General features: G+C 59.6%; 12 protein-coding genes, 2 tRNA genes and 3 rRNA genes. All 17 read right to left on the bottom strand.

Translation table 11 applies throughout. The annotated features are described in order from the left end of the window. Nucleotides 1–131: 131 nt before the first annotated feature. Nucleotides 132–956: a competence/damage-inducible protein A gene (locus ACOYR3_RS15690; protein ID WP_422843267.1), complete on the bottom strand. Its 825-nt coding sequence runs from the start codon at nt 954–956 to the stop codon at nt 132–134. Continuing rightward, on the bottom strand, nt 953–1,909 hold the full coding sequence (locus tag ACOYR3_RS15695) for an EI24 domain-containing protein (protein ID WP_422843268.1): 957 nt from the start codon (nt 1,907–1,909) through the stop codon (nt 953–955). Before ACOYR3_RS15695 ends, ACOYR3_RS15690 begins: the two co-directional genes overlap by 4 nt. Nucleotides 1,910–1,950: 41 nt before the next feature. After that, a complete protein-coding gene (locus ACOYR3_RS15700) occupies nt 1,951–2,964 on the bottom strand; it encodes a sterol desaturase family protein (protein WP_422843269.1) in 1,014 nt (337 codons plus the stop codon). A 29-nt stretch (nt 2,965–2,993) separates the two neighbouring features. Next, nucleotides 2,994–3,761, bottom strand: coding sequence for a polysaccharide deacetylase family protein (locus ACOYR3_RS15705; RefSeq protein ID WP_422846604.1), 768 nt, complete (start codon nt 3,759–3,761; stop codon nt 2,994–2,996). Between the two features lie 62 nt (nt 3,762–3,823). Beyond that, on the bottom strand, nt 3,824–4,810 hold the full coding sequence (locus ACOYR3_RS15710; RefSeq protein WP_422843270.1) for a YncE family protein: 987 nt from the start codon (nt 4,808–4,810) through the stop codon (nt 3,824–3,826). A gap of 162 nt (nt 4,811–4,972) precedes the next feature. After that, nucleotides 4,973–5,725: a 16S rRNA pseudouridine(516) synthase gene (locus tag ACOYR3_RS15715; RefSeq protein WP_422843271.1), complete on the bottom strand. Its 753-nt coding sequence runs from the start codon at nt 5,723–5,725 to the stop codon at nt 4,973–4,975. A gap of 128 nt (nt 5,726–5,853) precedes the next feature. Next, nucleotides 5,854–5,966 (bottom strand): 5S ribosomal RNA (rrf, locus tag ACOYR3_RS15720). A 140-nt stretch (nt 5,967–6,106) separates the two neighbouring features. Next, a 23S ribosomal RNA gene (locus tag ACOYR3_RS15725) occupies nt 6,107–8,985 on the bottom strand. A 356-nt stretch (nt 8,986–9,341) separates the two neighbouring features. Next, nucleotides 9,342–9,417 (bottom strand) — tRNA-Ala (locus ACOYR3_RS15730). Between the two features lie 32 nt (nt 9,418–9,449). After that, a tRNA-Ile gene (locus tag ACOYR3_RS15735) sits at nt 9,450–9,526 on the bottom strand. A gap of 91 nt (nt 9,527–9,617) precedes the next feature. Continuing rightward, nucleotides 9,618–11,146: ribosomal RNA gene (locus ACOYR3_RS15740) — 16S ribosomal RNA — on the bottom strand. The 16S, 23S and 5S rRNA genes sit together here with 2 tRNA genes alongside, the layout of an rRNA operon. Nucleotides 11,147–11,649: 503 nt before the next feature. Beyond that, on the bottom strand, nt 11,650–12,174 hold the full coding sequence (locus tag ACOYR3_RS15745) for a phosphoribosyltransferase (protein ID WP_422843272.1): 525 nt from the start codon (nt 12,172–12,174) through the stop codon (nt 11,650–11,652). Nucleotides 12,175–12,233: 59 nt separating this feature from the next. Beyond that, nucleotides 12,234–13,610, bottom strand: coding sequence for an adenylosuccinate synthase (locus tag ACOYR3_RS15750; protein WP_422843273.1), 1,377 nt, complete (start codon nt 13,608–13,610; stop codon nt 12,234–12,236). A gap of 35 nt (nt 13,611–13,645) precedes the next feature. Beyond that, nucleotides 13,646–14,794, bottom strand: a complete 1,149-nt coding sequence (locus tag ACOYR3_RS15755; RefSeq protein ID WP_422843274.1) for an ATP phosphoribosyltransferase regulatory subunit — start codon at nt 14,792–14,794, stop codon at nt 13,646–13,648. 89 nt (nt 14,795–14,883) lie between these two features. Continuing rightward, nucleotides 14,884–15,066 (bottom strand): DUF2065 domain-containing protein, encoded by a 183-nt coding sequence (locus ACOYR3_RS15760; protein WP_422843275.1) that lies wholly within the window; start codon nt 15,064–15,066, stop codon nt 14,884–14,886. A gap of 33 nt (nt 15,067–15,099) precedes the next feature. Beyond that, complete coding sequence (gene hflC / locus ACOYR3_RS15765; protein WP_291486769.1) at nt 15,100–16,011, bottom strand: protease modulator HflC; 912 nt, start codon at nt 16,009–16,011, stop codon at nt 15,100–15,102. A gap of 9 nt (nt 16,012–16,020) precedes the next feature. Next, nucleotides 16,021–17,391, bottom strand: coding sequence for an FtsH protease activity modulator HflK (gene hflK, locus ACOYR3_RS15770; RefSeq protein WP_422846605.1), 1,371 nt, complete (start codon nt 17,389–17,391; stop codon nt 16,021–16,023). Nucleotides 17,392–17,425: the final 34 nt, after the last annotated feature.

A 17,425-nucleotide genomic window follows, 5' to 3' on the forward strand; every position in this document is an offset into this window, starting at 1 on the left:
CGAAATAAAAGCAGGTTGCGTGCCAGCCGGGTGCAGCCACCGCACTAGGAAGGAGCACCGCAAGCCGGCGGCCAGCGGTACGCCCACCAGCACGCACCACAACAGTGCACCTCAATGACACAAACCACGCATCACAAGTTGCGCACCAATTCGGGGCCGCACTCCGCACCAACTTCGTGCAGCGCTTGCTGCAGGTCCGCCCACGCGGCCGGAACGCTCTGTGCGGGCCCCTTGACGCCCAATTCGATATGCCGGCCGTATTGTGGATGATCTACGCTCGGCAAACTGAACACGCGCACGCCCGCGTGCGTTTTTTCAATGCGCTCCATGAGAGGCGTCAAGGCCGCCTCCATCGCGCCGAAAACAATCACGGAGTGCTCGGTCTGCGGAGCCCGGTTGAAAGACGCGGCGTAGTGCTGGTCCAGCACCCACTCGATCATGGGCCAGGCCATGACGGGGAAGCCCGGCACGAAGTGGACGGCCCCGCCGGCGCGGCTGCCGTCGCAGCTGAAGCCCGGAATCTTGTTGTAGGGATTGGGGATGATGCGGGCCCCGGACGGGAACACCCCCATGTTGAGGCGGTGCACGTTGTCGGCACGGTCGGGTTCGTAGGCCACGCCCTGCTCCCGTGCCACATCCTGCATGCGCTCGCGGATCAGCGCTTCCGCGGCGGGGTGCAAGACCAATTCCCGCCCCAGGGCACGGGCAGCGCACTGCCGCGTGTGGTCGTCCGGCGTGGCACCGATGCCGCCGCACGAGAAGACCACGTCGCCAGATGCGAAGGCCCGCTGCAGGGTGGCGGTAATGCGGTCGGGGTCATCGCCCACGTAATCGGCATAGGCCAGCGACAGCCCCCGGGCCGACAGCAGTTCAATGACCCTCGCCAGGTGCTTGTCGGCGCGCTTGCCCGACAGGATTTCGTCGCCAACGATGATCAGGCCAAAGGTGGGGGTCATGGTGCGGGGTTTCCGTGGGGTGGGGGTGTTTCGGGTGCGGGCAAGGCCGCCGCGCCGGTGGCAGACGGCGCCGGCTCCACGGCGGCAGGCGCGGCAGCGGGTGCGGCATCCGGTGCGGACTGCACCATTGGCGTGGCAGCGGGCGACTGCGCCGCCGCGGTTTCTGCCCGCAACTGATCCAAGGCGGCCAGGCAGTAATGGATGAACCACAGCGACGAAAAGGCAAAGACCAGGGTGTAGATCCAGATTGCCAGCGGCACCAGCACAAAGAACGCAGCGGCAAACACCACCCCCGACGCCCAGACGATGCTGGGGGCCGCGCCAAGATAGCCCGTCAGCACCCCGATACCCAGCAAGCTGGCACGGTGGCGGCGCAGCAGCGTCTGCCGCTCTTCCTTGCTGGCATGCTCGGCCAGGGCATCGAACACCATCACGCGGTAGGTCAGCCACCCCCAGATCAAGGGAGGCAGCACGAGGACCAGGGGCGGCACCAGCCACAATGGCACCGACACCAGGAGCGCGATGAACGCCAGCACCGTGGAACTGACCGACCAGGCCACGCTCGCGAGAAACGAGCCGCCTTTCTTGCGCTCCAAATCCGGAAACCGCCGATCGGCCACCAGGGCCACGAGGGCCGGCGTCATGAGGACGGCCACGGCCAGCAGCGACACCACCACCAGCAACGGCGCTGCGGCCAACACGACCATGAGCGGCGCCACCACCGCCGTCACGTCTCCCAGCCCCCATCCTTGCAGCCAGCTCCACAGACTGGCGAGCATCGGGGAGCTTTCGAGCAGCGCCCGCATGGCCTGAACGGCGGCATCCCCGTAGAAGTAGCCCAGCCCCAGCGCAAGCAACGCCATCAGCACCAGCGGCACGATGGACAACGCGATGACGCGCGGCCGCAGGCAATAGGCGGCGGCACGCCAAAAAGAATCAAGCAGCAGTCCCATGCCAGCAAGCATACCCGCCTCCTCGCCGCCCGTACCGCCGGCTAGGCTTTGCCCACCAGCCGCAGCAGACCGCGCCATTGTTGCGACCAGAAGCCCCGGCCATAGTCGCGCAGACGGCCGTCGGCTCCGGGCTCCACCTGGTCGCGCACGCCCGTCGCGTCGTAGCGCACCTCGAAATTGGCCGTGCCCATCAGCATGTCCCACCACGGCAGCAACACGCCAAAGTTGTGTCCCCCCAGGACGCTGCGGCGCTTCGCCTGCCCGGGGCCTGCGCTTCCGGCCGGCTCGGGTGGGGCGCTTTCGTGGCCAATGCCGATGGCGTGGTGCAGGCGGTGAAAGCGTGGGCTGATCCACAAACGCTCGCCCACGCGGCCAAACCACACGCGCAGGTTGGCATGCTGGAAGCTCTCGCTGAGCTGCGTGATGGCGACGATGGCGATGAACTGCCCCGGCGCCACGCCGATGAACTGCGCCACGACCACCAGGATGATGTCGCGCAGCACGTCGTCCAGCAGGTGGGTGCGGTTGTCGCTCCACATCGTCAGCTGGCGCTGGGCGTGGTGCAGGGAATGAAGGCGCCACCACCATTCGAAGTGGTGCTGCCCGCGGTGAATCCAGTAGTCGACGAAATCAAACACCACCAGGTACAGCAGCAGGCTGACCCAGGGCAGGTCCGTTATGCCAGGCCAGATGCCGTCCAGCTGGAAGGTGGTGATGCCCGCAACCCGCATCGTGCCGAAGAGGGACTCCATCACCGGTTCAATGGTCAGAAACAGGCCCAGGCGGAACAACCCCAGCCGGTGAATCAGCGTGTAAAGGATGTCGGTGCGCACCGTGGCGTGGTCGGTCACGGTCTCCACGGGCCGCCAGCGCTGCAAGGGGCCGATCACGGCCGCAATCACCACCAGCTGCAGCACCCCCACCAATACCCAGCCTGCGGCCTTGTAGCCACTTTCCAGCTGGCTGGCGAACCCCAGGGAAAACATCAGCGGCTGCAGCATGCTCTCGAAAAGCCACTGCTGCGCCGTATCAAAACCGTTGACCAACCAATCCATAGCCACTCGCTCCATCACCGCCCCCCCCATCAACGCGCTGCCGAAGGCGCGTAGGCCGGGTGCTCCCGCAGAGTGCGGAAGCAGAATCCACGCTCCTTGAGCCCGACGATCAACGGCTCCAGCACGGCAGGCGCCCAGGGATCCTTGCGGGACCAAATGCCCAGGTGCGCCAGCAAGATATCGCCGCTGCGCACATTCCGCAGGGCCTTTTGCAACAGCTCGGCGTTGCTCACTTTTTCGCTGGGCAACTCGTCACCCAGGAAACCCGCCGGGGACCACCCCACGTGCGCATAGCCGCATGCCCGCGCCGCCGCCACCAGTTGCGCAGAAATCTTGCCGCCCGGGGCCCGGAACAACGGCAGGGCAGGCTTGCCCGTGAGGGTTTGCAACCGGGTCGCGGCACGCGCGATCTCCTCGCAGTACCCCGCGGCCGTCAGCACGTACTCCTGCCCTTCGCGAGGACCCGCCGATGGCCGGACCCGAAACGAGGGGTTCTTTGCATCCCCGAGGTCGCCGCGCCAGTACGTGTGGTCAAACGTGTGGGACGCAAACTCATGCCCCTCGGCCGCACGCGCCCGCCACCAGGGAGCCCAGTGCTCCCCCAGGCTGCCGTCACCCTCCTGGGTCCGTTCCTGGGCTGCGAAAAAGGTCACCCGCACTTGCTGGCGTGCCAGCACCTCGGCGACGAGCGGAGCCACTCCCATGTGACCCGTATCGAAAGTGAGGTACACAGGTTTGTTGCAGTCTCTTTGGCCTCCAGCGCTTGCCAGGCAAGCGGAAGAAGCTACAAATAGCATAGCAACCGGCAGCGCCGTGGCAAGCCGGCGCCCGAGCGAGAGCGGTGCCAGGCCCGCCCCAGTCAGCGCGGAGCGTGCTGCAGCGTCCATACGCCATGGGGCGACTTGCCCACCGGGACCTGCCGCACCACCTTGCGCTCTTGCGTATCCACGACGGAGAGCTTGCGCGCCCAACGCGAGCTGACATAGATGAAGCGCCCATCCGCAGACACGTCCATGCAGTCCGGGCCCCCGGGCACAGGATAGGACTCGACCACCTGTTGGGTGGCCATGTCAATCTTGCTGATGGTGTTGGCCACCCGGTTGCTGACGTAGAGGTGCTTGCCATCGCCCGCGCCGCGGAACGCGTGGGCACCCTCACCCGTCTTGATCTTCTTGATGCTCACAGGCTCACGCCCGGAGACATCGAAAACCTCGACGCTGTCGCCGCCCGTCAGGCCCACAAACAGCCTTTTGTCGTCCGAACTTCCATAGACGTCCGCCGGCATAGGGCCCGTTTTGGTCCGCCATTTGATCGCCTGTGTGGCAATGTCAATGGCCACCAGTTCGTCACTGTCCTGCATCGTGGCGTATACCACCGTACTGCGGCTATCGATCCACAAATGGCTGGGAGTGCGCCCGGTGGCGACCCGCTGGACGAGCTTCAGTTCCTTGCCGTCCCACCGGTAGAAATCCACATGGTTCAGGCGGTTGGCCGCCGTGATGAACCACTTCATGTCGGGAGAAAACCGCAGTTGGTAAGGGTCCACAATGCCCCGGACGGTGCTCTGCACCTGGGCCGTGCGTGGGTCCAGAAACGTGAGCGTGTCGCCCAGGGCATTGGCAACGATCAGCGATTTCTCATCGGGCGTGAGGTAGAGGTGGTGCGGCTCCTTGCCCGTGGGAATGCGCGCGGTCTCTGTCCAGGTCGCAGGGTCAATGACACTGACATTGGCCTCCAGGGAATTGAGGACGAACAACGGCGTCGTCGCCGCAACAGCGCCCGAGCCCACAGAGAACCACACAGCCCCGAGGGCAACACACGCACGTGCAATCGACAAAATCTTCACAGGAGCACTTTCAACAGGATCAGGAAGTTTAGCGGGCGGCCTTCCCGCGGCCGACAGGTTCACCCGCAGAATTCTTGACCCAAGACAGATTTCGCCCACAAACCGATTGACCTGAAGTAACAATCGGTGCAGCACAAGAGGCCAAGAAAGACCGCACTGACGTCAGGAACTCACGAGCAAGTCCAGTTCCGCGGCCGTGAGCCACTGCCATTGGCCGGGAAGCAAGTGGGCAGGAAGTTCCAGCGCGCCGATGCGGGACCGGTGCAAGCCCTCCACCCGGTTCCCCACGGCAGCGAGCATCCGCTTGACCTGGTGGTATTTGCCTTCGGTCAACGTGAGCGCCAGGCGGTGGCTGTCGCTCTGCTCGCAAGCCGCCGCCCTGACCGGCCGCGGATCGTCGTCCAGCACCACACCTTCGAGCAGTTGCGCGATTTGCCGCGGATCCACCGGGTGCTTGGTCGTCACCTGGTACACCTTCGGGACATGCTTCTTGGGCGAACTCATCCGGTGGATGAACTGCCCGTCATCGCTGAGCAGCAACAGTCCCGTGGTGTCCTGGTCCAGTCGGCCAATGGCCTGCACACCCAGCACCGCGCTCTTGCTGGGACGTTGCCGCAGGGGCGCCGGCAGCAAGGTATAGATGCTGGGGTATGCGGAGGGCTTTTGCGAGCACTCGGTGCCTGCCGGCTTGTGCAGCATCAGGTAGGCCTTGGCATGGTAAGGCCAATCCACGCCTTGCACTTGCAGCCGCAGACCTTCAGGCTCCAACTCCGCCGTGGCGTCGGTACAAAGCTGGTAGGAAGTCGCTGCAGGCGACGAGGCTTCGAGCACCGCCACCCATCCTTGCTGAACCAGGCCGGCGCACACCCTGCGGGTACCAAATCCCTGGGAATACAAAATATCCTGAAGTTGCATCGTGGTACCGCAAGAAATGGATGAACACCCCGGCCGGAAGATGCTGCATCGCGTATGGAGAATTGAATCCCTGCAAAGCAAAACGCCCTTCTACTCATAGAGCAGAAGGGCGGTTTGGGGCTGTAAGAGCCTGACGATGACCTACTTTCACACGGGTATCCGCACTATCATCGGCGCAAAGTCGTTTCACTGTCCTGTTCGGGATGGGAAGGAGTGGTACCAACTTGCTATGGTCATCAGGCATAACTTGGTGCTGGGCAGTGGTTGAGGACTGCCTGGCGAATTCATAGAGTTTGGAATCAGTTTTAGTTTTGACTGCGTCTAACTTGGCATAACAGACTTTGAGCTTTTGCACAGATGTGCGTTGGCTATCAAAGTTATAGGGTCAAGCCGCACGAGCAATTAGTATCAGTTAGCTTAACGCATTACTGCGCTTCCACACCTGACCTATCAACGTCCTGGTCTTGAACGACTCTTTAGGGGGCTCAAGGCCCCGGCAGATCTCATCTTGAAACGAGTTTCCCGCTTAGATGCTTTCAGCGGTTATCTCTTCCACACTTAGCTACTCGGCAATGCCACTGGCGTGACAACCGATACACCAGAGGTGTGTCCACTCCGGTCCTCTCGTACTAGGAGCAGGCTTCCTCAAATCTGCAGCGCCCACGGAAGATAGGGACCAAACTGTCTCACGACGTTTTAAACCCAGCTCACGTACCTCTTTAAATGGCGAACAGCCATACCCTTGGGACCGGCTACAGCCCCAGGATGAGATGAGCCGACATCGAGGTGCCAAACACCGCCGTCGATATGAACTCTTGGGCGGTATCAGCCTGTTATCCCCAGAGTACCTTTTATCCGTTGAGCGATGGCCCTTCCATACAGAACCACCGGATCACTATGTCCTGCTTTCGCATCTGCTCGACTTGTCAGTCTCGCAGTTAAGCACGCTTATGCCATTGCACTATCGTCACGATGTCCGACCGTAACTAGCGTACCTTCGAACTCCTCCGTTACGCTTTGGGAGGAGACCGCCCCAGTCAAACTGCCTACCATGCACTGTCCCCGATCCAGATGATGGACCTAGGTTAGAACCTCAAACACACCAGGGTGGTATTTCAACGTTGGCTCCATGAGATCTAGCGACCTCACTTCAAAGCCTCCCACCTATCCTACACAGATCTGTTCAAAGTCCAATACAAAGCTACAGTAAAGGTTCATGGGGTCTTTCCGTCTTTCCGCGGGGAGATTGCATCATCACAAACATTTCAACTTCGCTGAGTCTCAGGAGGAGACAGTGTGGCCATCGTTACGCCATTCGTGCAGGTCGGAACTTACCCGACAAGGAATTTCGCTACCTTAGGACCGTTATAGTTACGGCCGCCGTTTACTGGGACTTCAATCAAGAGCTTGCACCCCATCATTTAATCTTCCAGCACCGGGCAGGCGTCACACCCTATACGTCCACTTTCGTGTTTGCAGAGTGCTGTGTTTTTATTAAACAGTCGCAGCCACCGATTTTTTGCAACCGCGTTGGGCTCCCTTTGTACAAGATCACCTACTTGCGGCATACCTTCTCCCGAAGTTACGGTATCAATTTGCCGAGTTCCTTCTCCTGAGTTCTCTCAAGCGCCTTAGAATACTCATCTCGCGCACCAGTGTCGGTTTGCGGTACGGTCGTCAATAGCTGAAGCTTAGTGGCTTTTCCTGGAAGCAGGGTATCACTCACTTCGGCTGCAAGCAGCCTCGTTATCACCCCTCATCTAAGCCCGGCGGATTTGCCTACCAGGCACGACTACAGGCTTGAACCAACATATCCAACAGTTGGCTGAGCTAACCTTCTCCGTCCCCACATCGCACTATTGATCGGTACAGGAATATTGACCTGTTTCCCATCAGCTACGCATCTCTGCCTCGCCTTAGGGGCCGACTCACTCTACGCCGATGAACGTTGCGTAGAAAACCTTGCGCTTACGGCGAGGGGGCTTTTCACCCCCTTTAACGCTACTCATGTCAGCATTCGCACTTCTGATACCTCCAGCATCCGTTACCAGACACCTTCACAGGCCTACAGAACGCTCTCCTACCACGTGCAATAAATTGCACATCCGCAGCTTCGGTAACTGGCTTAGCCCCGTTACATCTTCCGCGCAGGACGACTCGATCAGTGAGCTATTACGCTTTCTTTAAATGATGGCTGCTTCTAAGCCAACATCCTGACTGTTTTAGCCTTCCCACTTCGTTTCCCACTTAGCCAATTTTAGGGACCTTAGCTGGCGGTCTGGGTTGTTTCCCTCTTGAGTCCGGACGTTAGCACCCGGTGCTCTGTCTCCCAAGCTGTACTCTTCGGTATTCGGAGTTTGCATAGGTTTGGTAAGTCGCCATGACCCCCTAGCCTAAACAGTGCTCTACCCCCGAAGGTAATACTTGAGGCACTACCTAAATAGTTTTCGGAGAGAACCAGCTATTTCCAAGTTTGTTTAGCCTTTCACCCCTATCCACAGCTCATCCGCTAGTTTTGCAACACTAGTCGGTTCGGACCTCCAGTACCTGTTACGGCACCTTCATCCTGGCCATGGATAGATCACTTGGTTTCGGGTCTACACCCAGCGACTGATTCGCCCTATTCGGACTCGATTTCTCTACGGCTTCCCTATTCGGTTAACCTTGCCACTGAATGTAAGTCGCTGACCCATTATACAAAAGGTACGCCGTCACCCTTGCGGGCTCCGACTTTTTGTAAGCATGCGGTTTCAGGATCTATTTCACTCCCCTCCCGGGGTTCTTTTCGCCTTTCCCTCACGGTACTGGTTCACTATCGGTCGATTACGAGTATTTAGCCTTGGAGGATGGTCCCCCCATATTCAGACAGGGTTTCTCGTGCCCCGCCCTACTTTTCTCTAACTTAGTACCACACGTCTGCTTTCGCATACAGGGCTATCACCTACTATGGCCGGGCTTTCCATCCCGTTTTGCTAACAGTCGTGCTATCACTAGAAGGCTCTTCCAATTTCGCTCGCCACTACTTTCGGAATCTCGGTTGATGTCTTTTCCTCGAGCTACTGAGATGTTTCAGTTCACCCGGTTCGCCTCGCATGACTATGTATTCATCATGCGATACCTCTTGCGAGGTGGGTTTCCCCATTCAGAAATCTCCGGATCAATGCTTATTTGCCAGCTCCCCGAAGCTTATCGCAGGCTATCACGTCTTTCTTCGCCTGTAATCGCCAAGGCATCCACCACATGCTCTTAGTCACTTGACCCTATAACTTTGACATCTCTTTCAAGATATCGCCATCATCTTCAAGGACTTGCCAGGTCTTTCACCTGGCGCGTTATGCCGTAATGTGAATATTTCCTCGATATCACTATCAAAGAACATTCGTCATTACTGAATTTCAATCAGCTTTCGCTTATTGAATATTCGTTTTGACGCAATCAAAAAATTGTCATCAGAGGCACGGTCTGCACTAAACCTTTACGAATGTGCAGTTTCCTCTGACAACGCTGATTCGACTCTATGAATTTTTAAAGAACAGCCGATTGATCAATCGATATTGATCAACAACAAAGTAGCCTCTTGCAAAGCCACTTTGGTGTTGAATTACCAGTGCGTTGGTGGTGGAGGATGACGGGATCGAACCGACGACCCCCTGCTTGCAAAGCAGGTGCTCTCCCAGCTGAGCTAATCCCCCAGTGTCCTCTCACGTATCTTGCCATCGGAATTTGGTGGGTCTAGTTGGGCTCGAACCAACGACCCCCGCCTTATCAAGACGGTGCTCTAACCAGCTGAGCTACAGACCCATTCCACATCCAAGCGAATCCCTTCGCTGGTCTGCGGCTTCTTCCAACAACCGATAAGTGTGGGCGTTCAATCTTGAATGCTGTTTTCCAGAAAGGAGGTGATCCAGCCGCACCTTCCGATACGGCTACCTTGTTACGACTTCACCCCAGTCACGAACCCTGCCGTGGTAATCGCCCTCCTTGCGGTTAGGCTAACTACTTCTGGCAGAACCCGCTCCCATGGTGTGACGGGCGGTGTGTACAAGACCCGGGAACGTATTCACCGCGACATTCTGATCCGCGATTACTAGCGATTCCGACTTCACGCAGTCGAGTTGCAGACTGCGATCCGGACTACGACTGGCTTTATGGGATTGGCTCCCCCTCGCGGGTTGGCAACCCTCTGTACCAGCCATTGTATGACGTGTGTAGCCCCACCTATAAGGGCCATGAGGACTTGACGTCATCCCCACCTTCCTCCGGTTTGTCACCGGCAGTCCCATTAGAGTGCCCTTTCGTAGCAACTAATGGCAAGGGTTGCGCTCGTTGCGGGACTTAACCCAACATCTCACGACACGAGCTGACGACAGCCATGCAGCACCTGTGTTACGGCTCTCTTTCGAGCACTCCTCTATCTCTAAAGGATTCCGTACATGTCAAAGGTGGGTAAGGTTTTTCGCGTTGCATCGAATTAAACCACATCATCCACCGCTTGTGCGGGTCCCCGTCAATTCCTTTGAGTTTCAACCTTGCGGCCGTACTCCCCAGGCGGTCAACTTCACGCGTTAGCTTCGTTACTGAGTCAGTGAAGACCCAACAACCAGTTGACATCGTTTAGGGCGTGGACTACCAGGGTATCTAATCCTGTTTGCTCCCCACGCTTTCGTGCATGAGCGTCAGTGCAGGCCCAGGGGATTGCCTTCGCCATCGGTGTTCCTCCGCATATCTACGCATTTCACTGCTACACGCGGAATTCCATCCCCCTCTGCCGCACTCCAGCGATGCAGTCACAAATGCAGTTCCCAGGTTGAGCCCGGGGATTTCACATCTGTCTTACATCACCGCCTGCGCACGCTTTACGCCCAGTAATTCCGATTAACGCTCGCACCCTACGTATTACCGCGGCTGCTGGCACGTAGTTAGCCGGTGCTTATTCTTACGGTACCGTCATGAACCCCCTTTATTAGAAGGAGTCTTTTCGTTCCGTACAAAAGCAGTTTACAACCCGAAGGCCTTCATCCTGCACGCGGCATGGCTGGATCAGGCTTGCGCCCATTGTCCAAAATTCCCCACTGCTGCCTCCCGTAGGAGTCTGGGCCGTGTCTCAGTCCCAGTGTGGCTGGTCGTCCTCTCAGACCAGCTACAGATCGTAGGCTTGGTAAGCCTTTACCCCACCAACTACCTAATCTGCCATCGGCCGCTCCGTTCGCGCAAGGCCTTGCGGTCCCCTGCTTTCATCCTTAGATCTTATGCGGTATTAGCAAAGCTTTCGCTCCGTTATCCCCCACGATCGGGCACGTTCCGATGTATTACTCACCCGTTCGCCACTCGTCAGCATCCGAAGACCTGTTACCGTTCGACTTGCATGTGTAAGGCATGCCGCCAGCGTTCAATCTGAGCCAGGATCAAACTCTACAGTTCGATCTTGATTTTTTCGCTCTTTCGAGCAACTCATAAAAAGAATTGAAGTGAACTTCACTTCTATCTCATGAGCGTTTAAGTGCTATGCACTCGGTTACTAGAACCTTGGCACTCGCCATCAAACGCCCACGCTTATCGGCTGTATGTTTTTAATGAACCAGACAACAAATCAGACCGAAGTCTTCTCTCTTATCTCGACCTAGCTGCGATCAGCTGAGCCTTGAATTCTAGCACGGTTTTTAAAGAACCGTCAAACTTTTTGAAAACTTTTTTGTTTTCATCACCGATCAGATTCAGCACCTTGCAGCACCACCTTCGATCAGCGAAGCCTTGAATTATATACCGGTTTTTACGCCGCTTGCAACCCAAGACCAAACTTTTTTTCTTCTTTACCTCCGCAGCATCTGTCCCCTAAAGAACTAGCAGCGCGGGTAGCGAAGCCCTCTACTATAACACCGGTTTGAGGGATTGAAGGGCTTCGGCGCAAAATTTCCCAACTTTCTTCAGACCCGCCACTTTTCCAGGAGCTTTTCGGGGCTCAGGCTGTCGTAGCCCTCGAAAGGCTGGTGAATCCAGGGATTGGTCGGCAGGAACTCCACCGAGTAGTCGGGCGTGAAGGTGGACAAGCCCTTGGTCCAGATCACCGCGCTGCGCAGCTCCGTGATCGGGGCATAGTTGGTCTTCAACATGTTGATCACGGCATGCAGCGTGTGCCCGGAATCTGCCAGGTCATCCACCAGCAGCACACGCCCCGCAATCTCTCCACGCGGCGTGGTGATGAAACGGGCGATATCCAGATGCCCCTGGACGGTGCCCGCCTCTGCCCGATAGGAACTCGTCGACATGATAGCCAATGGCTTGTCGAAAATACGACTAAGGATGTCTCCCGGGCGCAGACCACCACGGGCCAGGCACAGGATCGTATCGAACCCCCACCCCGACTGGTGCACCTTGAGGGCGAGCTTCTCAATGAGGCTGTGGTACTCGTCATAGCTGACGTAGAGATGTTTGCCGTCTTCGGTCAACATGCAATGGCTCCTGGATGGATAACTTCGGGCGCAAGAAGAATGAACACCAGCATCAGACGTCAGCCGGCAACGTAGGGGTGCCGCATCATGATGGTGTGGTCACGGTCGGGACTGGTAGAGATCATGTCGATGGGCACCCCCGTGACCTGCTCAATACGCTCCAGGTAGCTGCGCGCGTTCTGCGGCAGCTTGGCATACTCGGTTACGCCCACAGTGGACTCGGCCCAGCCGGGCATTTTTTCATAGATGGGGGTGCACCGCGCGATGTCTTCGGCCCCCATGGGAAGCAGCTCAATGCGCTCACCGTCCAGTTCGTAGCCGGTACACAACAGCAACTCTTCCAGGCCATCCAGGACGTCCAGCTTGGTGATGCACAAGCCAGACAGGCCGTTGACCTGGGCACTGCGCTTGAGCAGCGCCGCGTCAAACCAGCCACAGCGGCGGCTGCGGCCCGTGGTCACGCCTTTTTCTGCACCGACCGTGCTCATGTGATAGCCCGGCGTTCCCGGTACTTCCCAATCGAGTTCCGTGGGGAAAGGCCCGCCGCCGACACGCGTGCAATAGGCCTTGGTGATACCCAGGATGTAATGCAGCAATCCAGGCCCCACCCCCGAACCGGCGGCTGCGTTGCCAGCAACGCAGTTGCTGGACGTCACATAAGGATAGGTGCCGTGGTCCACATCCAGCAGGGTGCCTTGCGCCCCTTCGAACAGCAGATTGGCGCCCTCACGGTGAGCTTCATTCAACTCCCGCGACACATCGGCCATCATGGGTTTGAGCAGCTCCGCGTGGCGCATGGCCTCTGCGTACACCACGTCAAACTGCACCTTGCCGTCCTGGATGTAGGGTTTGAGGGCATCCCCGAAAACAAAGGAGCCCGAGCGCAGGTATGTCGTCAGGATGTGGTTGTGCAGATCCAGCAACTCACGGAGCTTGGCCGCGAACCGCTCGGGGTACTTCAAGTCCTGCACACGCAACGCGCGACGCGCGATCTTGTCTTCATAGGCCGGGCCAATGCCACGCCCCGTGGTGCCGATCTTCTCGGCGCCGCCCTGCTCTCTTGCAGCTTCGCGTGCGACGTCGATAGCGGCATGAAAGGGCAAGATCAGCGGACATGCTTCGCTGATGCGCAGGCGGGAGCGGACCTCCACACCGGCCTTTTCCAGGCCTTCGATTTCTTCAAACAGCTTGGCCGCCGACAGCACCACGCCGTTTCCGATGTAGCACTTGACGCCCGGGCGCATGATGCCGCTCGGGATCAAATGCAGCGCCGTCTTGACGCCGTTGATCACCAAGGTGTGTCCCGCATTGTGGCCACCCTGGAAGCGGACCACGCCTTGAGCGCTTTCGGTGAGCCAATCGACCAGCTTGCCCTTGCCCTCGTCACCCCACTGGGTTCCGACCACCACTACGTTGCGACCTTTGGTTGCTTTCATCTCAAACCCAATTTCAGTTGTCACTTGCCAATTGCTCACACAGCTTGCACGACCCACCGGCCTGCGATCTGCACCAATTCCCGGTCGCAATGAAATTCATCGACCTCGCTCTCGTGCCCCGGCAGCACGCACACCACGGTTTCGCCCGACTTGCGCAGATCGGCCACCGCCGCGTTGACGTCTGCCGACTCGCCCCAAGGAGCCCGGATAGCCGCTTTCAAGGTTCGGGGCGAAACAACCCCGACCAGTTGCTTCACATCCAGGCTGAACCCAGCGGCGGGACGGTTGCGGCCAAAGACAGCCCCGACCTCGTCGTACCGGCCTCCGCGCACCAGGGCATCGGAAGCACCCACGGCATACATGGCGAAACGCGCGCCACTGTAGTACGCATAGCCCCGCTGGTCGGCCAGGTCAAATGTCACCCGCGCACCTTCCAGGCGCGATGCCAGCCACTTCAAATTGGAGAGCACTTCGGGGATGTCAGAGAAATGGTGAAGGGCCTTCTGGGCTTCCTCCAGGACGGATGCATCGCCATAGAGCTGAAGGAGCGCGGCCAAGCCATCACGGGACTCCTTGGGGAAGTCTCGGGTCAACAAGGCGAGTTCGCTTGCGTCCTTGACCGCCAAAGCCCCGTGAATGGCGCTCAGCACGGCCGGCTTGACGGTGAGCCCCGCCAGCAGGCGGCGCACGATGCGCATGTCGGCCAAATCGACGGTGATCTCGCGCACCCCGGCGACCCGCAAACACTCCTGGGCCAGCAGCAACGCCTCAAGGTCCGCCTCAAGCCCGGCGTGCCCGTAGATTTCGGCGCCAAACTGCAGCGGCTCGCGGGTTGCATGCGGGCGATCGGGCCGGGTGTGCAGCACGGGTCCGCAGTAGCACAGCCGGGTCACGCCTTTGCGATTGAGCAGGTGCGCATCAATGCGGGCAACCTGGGGCGTGGTGTCGGCCCTCAATCCCATGGAGCGCCCCGATAGCTGATCCACCAGCTTGAAGGTCTGGAGGTCGAGCGCCTCGCCGGTACCCGTCAGCAACGACTCCAGGTGTTCCAGCAGGGGCGGCATGACCAGCTCATAGCCATAGCAGCGAGCTGTATCAAGCAGCCCGCGACGCAGTTCTTCGATGTGCCGTGCTTCGGACGGCAAAACATCGGCAATGTGATCCGGAAGGACCCAAGCAGACATGGAGAAACGGGGAGGCTGTTAAAACCGTGATTCTACCGGGCGCAGCACCGCGCCCTCGAAAGGCCCTGCGATGACGGCCGTGCGAGATCCTAAAGCCAGAGCATCAGCAGCCCTGCGCCCAGGGCGAAAAAGGCGCACAAGCGAAGCTGCGAGTCCGGCAATTGAGACAGCTGCGCCACCGCGCGCCGCCAGCCTTGGGGTGACACAAAGGGCAGCAGCCCTTCGATCACCAGCACCAAGGCCAGCGCTGCCCAGAGAGTGTCAGAAGTCACCACGCAACACCGCTGACGCCGGGGCCGCAAGTGCTACTTGCGCGGGGCCGCCGGAGCGGCCGCCGCCTGGCCATTGCCCCGGAACGTCTTGAAGAAATCTGAAGACGCGGGATCCAGCACCATCACGTCGCTCTTCTTGTTGAAACTCGCCTTGTATGCTTCCAGGCTGCGGTAGAACTGCGCGAACTGCGGATCGCGGCCAAACGCTTCCGCGTAGATGCGGGCCGCTTCGGCATCGCCTTCCCCCTTGACCTTCTGGGCATCGCGGTAGGCGTTGGCAATGGTGATTTCGCGCTGGCGATCCGCATCTGCGCGGATCTTCTCGCCTTCCGCCGCGCCGGTGGAGCGCAGCTCGTTGGCCACCCGCTTGCGCTCGGCCTCCATGCGACGGTACACCGATTCGGTGATCGCCTCCACATAGTCCACACGGGTGATGCGCACGTCCACCACGTCAACACCCCAGGGCTTGGCGCCCCGCACGGTTTCCAGGACCTCGCGCTTCACGTCGGCCATCAGGGCTTCGCGCTTGAGCGACAGCAGCTCCTTGACCGTGCGCTTGTTGATCTCCTCCTGGAACGCATTGCGCACCACGCGGTTGAGCTGCAGGGCGCCTGCGCTCTCGTCCAGCCCCACATTGCGGATGTACTCGGTAGGCTCGGAGATACGCCAGCGCACATACCAGTCGATAACCACCCGCTGCTTTTCAGCCGTCAGCATGGGCTCCGTGTCGCTGCTGTCCAAGGTCAGCAGGCGCTTGTCGATGTACGACACGTTCTGGAACGGAGGGGGCAATTTGAAATTCAGGCCCGGCTCGGTGATCACTTCCTTGATCTGGCCCAGCGCATACAGAACGCCAAACTGGCGCTGGTCCACCACGAAAAGCATGGAGCTCATGAGCGCCAGCACCACCAGGAAGGTCGATGCAATAAATCCAACTCTGTTCACGTGCAGCTCCTAGCGGGATTCGCGTTCGCGCGTGCGACTGCTGTCACGCGCCCGGGGATCGTTTGAAAAGGTGGAAGGTGCGGCCGCGGGCGCCGCAGCAGGCGCCGTGGCGCTGCTGGCGGCGGGCGTCTCCGCACCGGTCGAACCGCTCGCCACACTCTGCATGATCTTGTCCAGGGGCAGATACAGCAGATTGGAGCCCTGGCGGGACTCCACCAGCACCTTGGTCACGTTGCCGTAGATCTGCTGCATGGCATCCAGGTACATGCGGTCCCGCGTCACCTGAGGAGCCTTTTGGTACTCGGCCAGGATGGCGGAAAACCGCTGCGCATCCCCTTGCGCCTGCGCAACGATACGCGCCTTGTACGCCGCCGCCTCCTCGTTCAGGCGCGACGCCGAGCCCGCAGCCCGGGGAATGACATCGTTCGCATAGGCCTGGGCCTCGTTCTTGGCCCGCTCACGCTCCTGCCCGGCTTTGAGCACGTCATCAAAGGAGGCCTGCACCTGCTCCGGCGGGCGGACCCCGCCCTGCTGCAGATTGATCCCCACCACCTCGACCCCTACCTTGTACCGGTCCAGGATGGTCTGCATGAGTGTCCGCACGCGTGGAGCAATCTGGTCGCGCTCTTCGGCCAGGGCCGTGTCCATGCGCATCTTGCCCACAACCTCTCGCACCGCGGTTTCCGCAGCCTGCACCACGGCGTCCGCGGGGTTCTTGCTTTCAAACAGCCAGGCGCGCGCGTCGTTCAGCCGGTACTGCACGGCAAACTTGATCTCGACGATGTTTTCGTCCTCGGTCAGCATGGCGGACTCACGCAGGCCGGTACTCTTGATAATGCTGTCACGCCCGACGTCGGCCGACCGGATCTGGGTGACAAACACCAGTTCGTGCCGTTCGATCGGATAGGGCAAGCGCCAGTTGAAGCCTGCTCCCACCGTGCTCTTGTACTTGCCAAACTGCGTGATCACCGCCTGCTGGCCTTCCTGCACGATGAAGAACCCGGTTCCCATCCAGATGACGAAGACGATGCCCGCAATCAAGCCTGCGCCGACCCCGGCGCTTTTCATGTCGGGCTGAAATCCGCCACCGTTGCCGGAGGGCCCGCGGCCTCCGCCGTTCCTGGGCCCGAACAACCCGCCCAGCTTTCTGTTCAGGTCGCGCCACAGCTCGTCCAGATCCGGGGGCTGGCCGCTGCTGGGCCGCTGGTCGCCGCCCCGGGGGCCGGATGGCGGCGGAACAGCGGGACGCTCGTCCGGGCGCCCTCCTTCATCCGCCTTGTTGTCCTCGCCGCGCCCCCATCGAGGGTCATTCAGGTTGAACATGCCCCGAATACGTGCTGGCAGCGAAGCCCAGCGCAGGGTGCGATCTTGGAAGTTCATGCGCAGATCTCTGATTCTCTGGATGGCATAGAAG

It is taken from the genome of Acidovorax sp. M2(2025) (assembly GCF_049330835.1).
GTDB lineage: Bacteria > Pseudomonadota > Gammaproteobacteria > Burkholderiales > Burkholderiaceae_C > Acidovorax.

Excerpts from the sequence above, each read along its gene's own strand:
- ACOYR3_RS15690 (WP_422843267.1), bottom strand. The coding sequence starts at position 956 with ATGACCCCCACCTTTGGCCTGATCATCGTTGGCGACGAAATCCTGTCG.
- ACOYR3_RS15700 (WP_422843269.1), bottom strand. The coding sequence starts at position 2,964 with ATGGATTGGTTGGTCAACGGTTTTGATACGGCGCAGCAGTGGCTTTTC.
- ACOYR3_RS15745 (WP_422843272.1), bottom strand. The coding sequence starts at position 12,174 with ATGTTGACCGAAGACGGCAAACATCTCTACGTCAGCTATGACGAGTAC.
- ACOYR3_RS15695 (WP_422843268.1), bottom strand. The coding sequence starts at position 1,909 with ATGGGACTGCTGCTTGATTCTTTTTGGCGTGCCGCCGCCTATTGCCTG.
- ACOYR3_RS15715 (WP_422843271.1), bottom strand. The coding sequence starts at position 5,725 with ATGCAACTTCAGGATATTTTGTATTCCCAGGGATTTGGTACCCGCAGG.
- ACOYR3_RS15755 (WP_422843274.1), bottom strand. The coding sequence starts at position 14,794 with ATGTCTGCTTGGGTCCTTCCGGATCACATTGCCGATGTTTTGCCGTCC.
- hflK (WP_422846605.1), bottom strand. The coding sequence starts at position 17,391 with ATGAACTTCCAAGATCGCACCCTGCGCTGGGCTTCGCTGCCAGCACGT.
- ACOYR3_RS15750 (WP_422843273.1), bottom strand. The coding sequence starts at position 13,610 with ATGAAAGCAACCAAAGGTCGCAACGTAGTGGTGGTCGGAACCCAGTGG.
- ACOYR3_RS15705 (WP_422846604.1), bottom strand. The coding sequence starts at position 3,761 with ATGCTATTTGTAGCTTCTTCCGCTTGCCTGGCAAGCGCTGGAGGCCAA.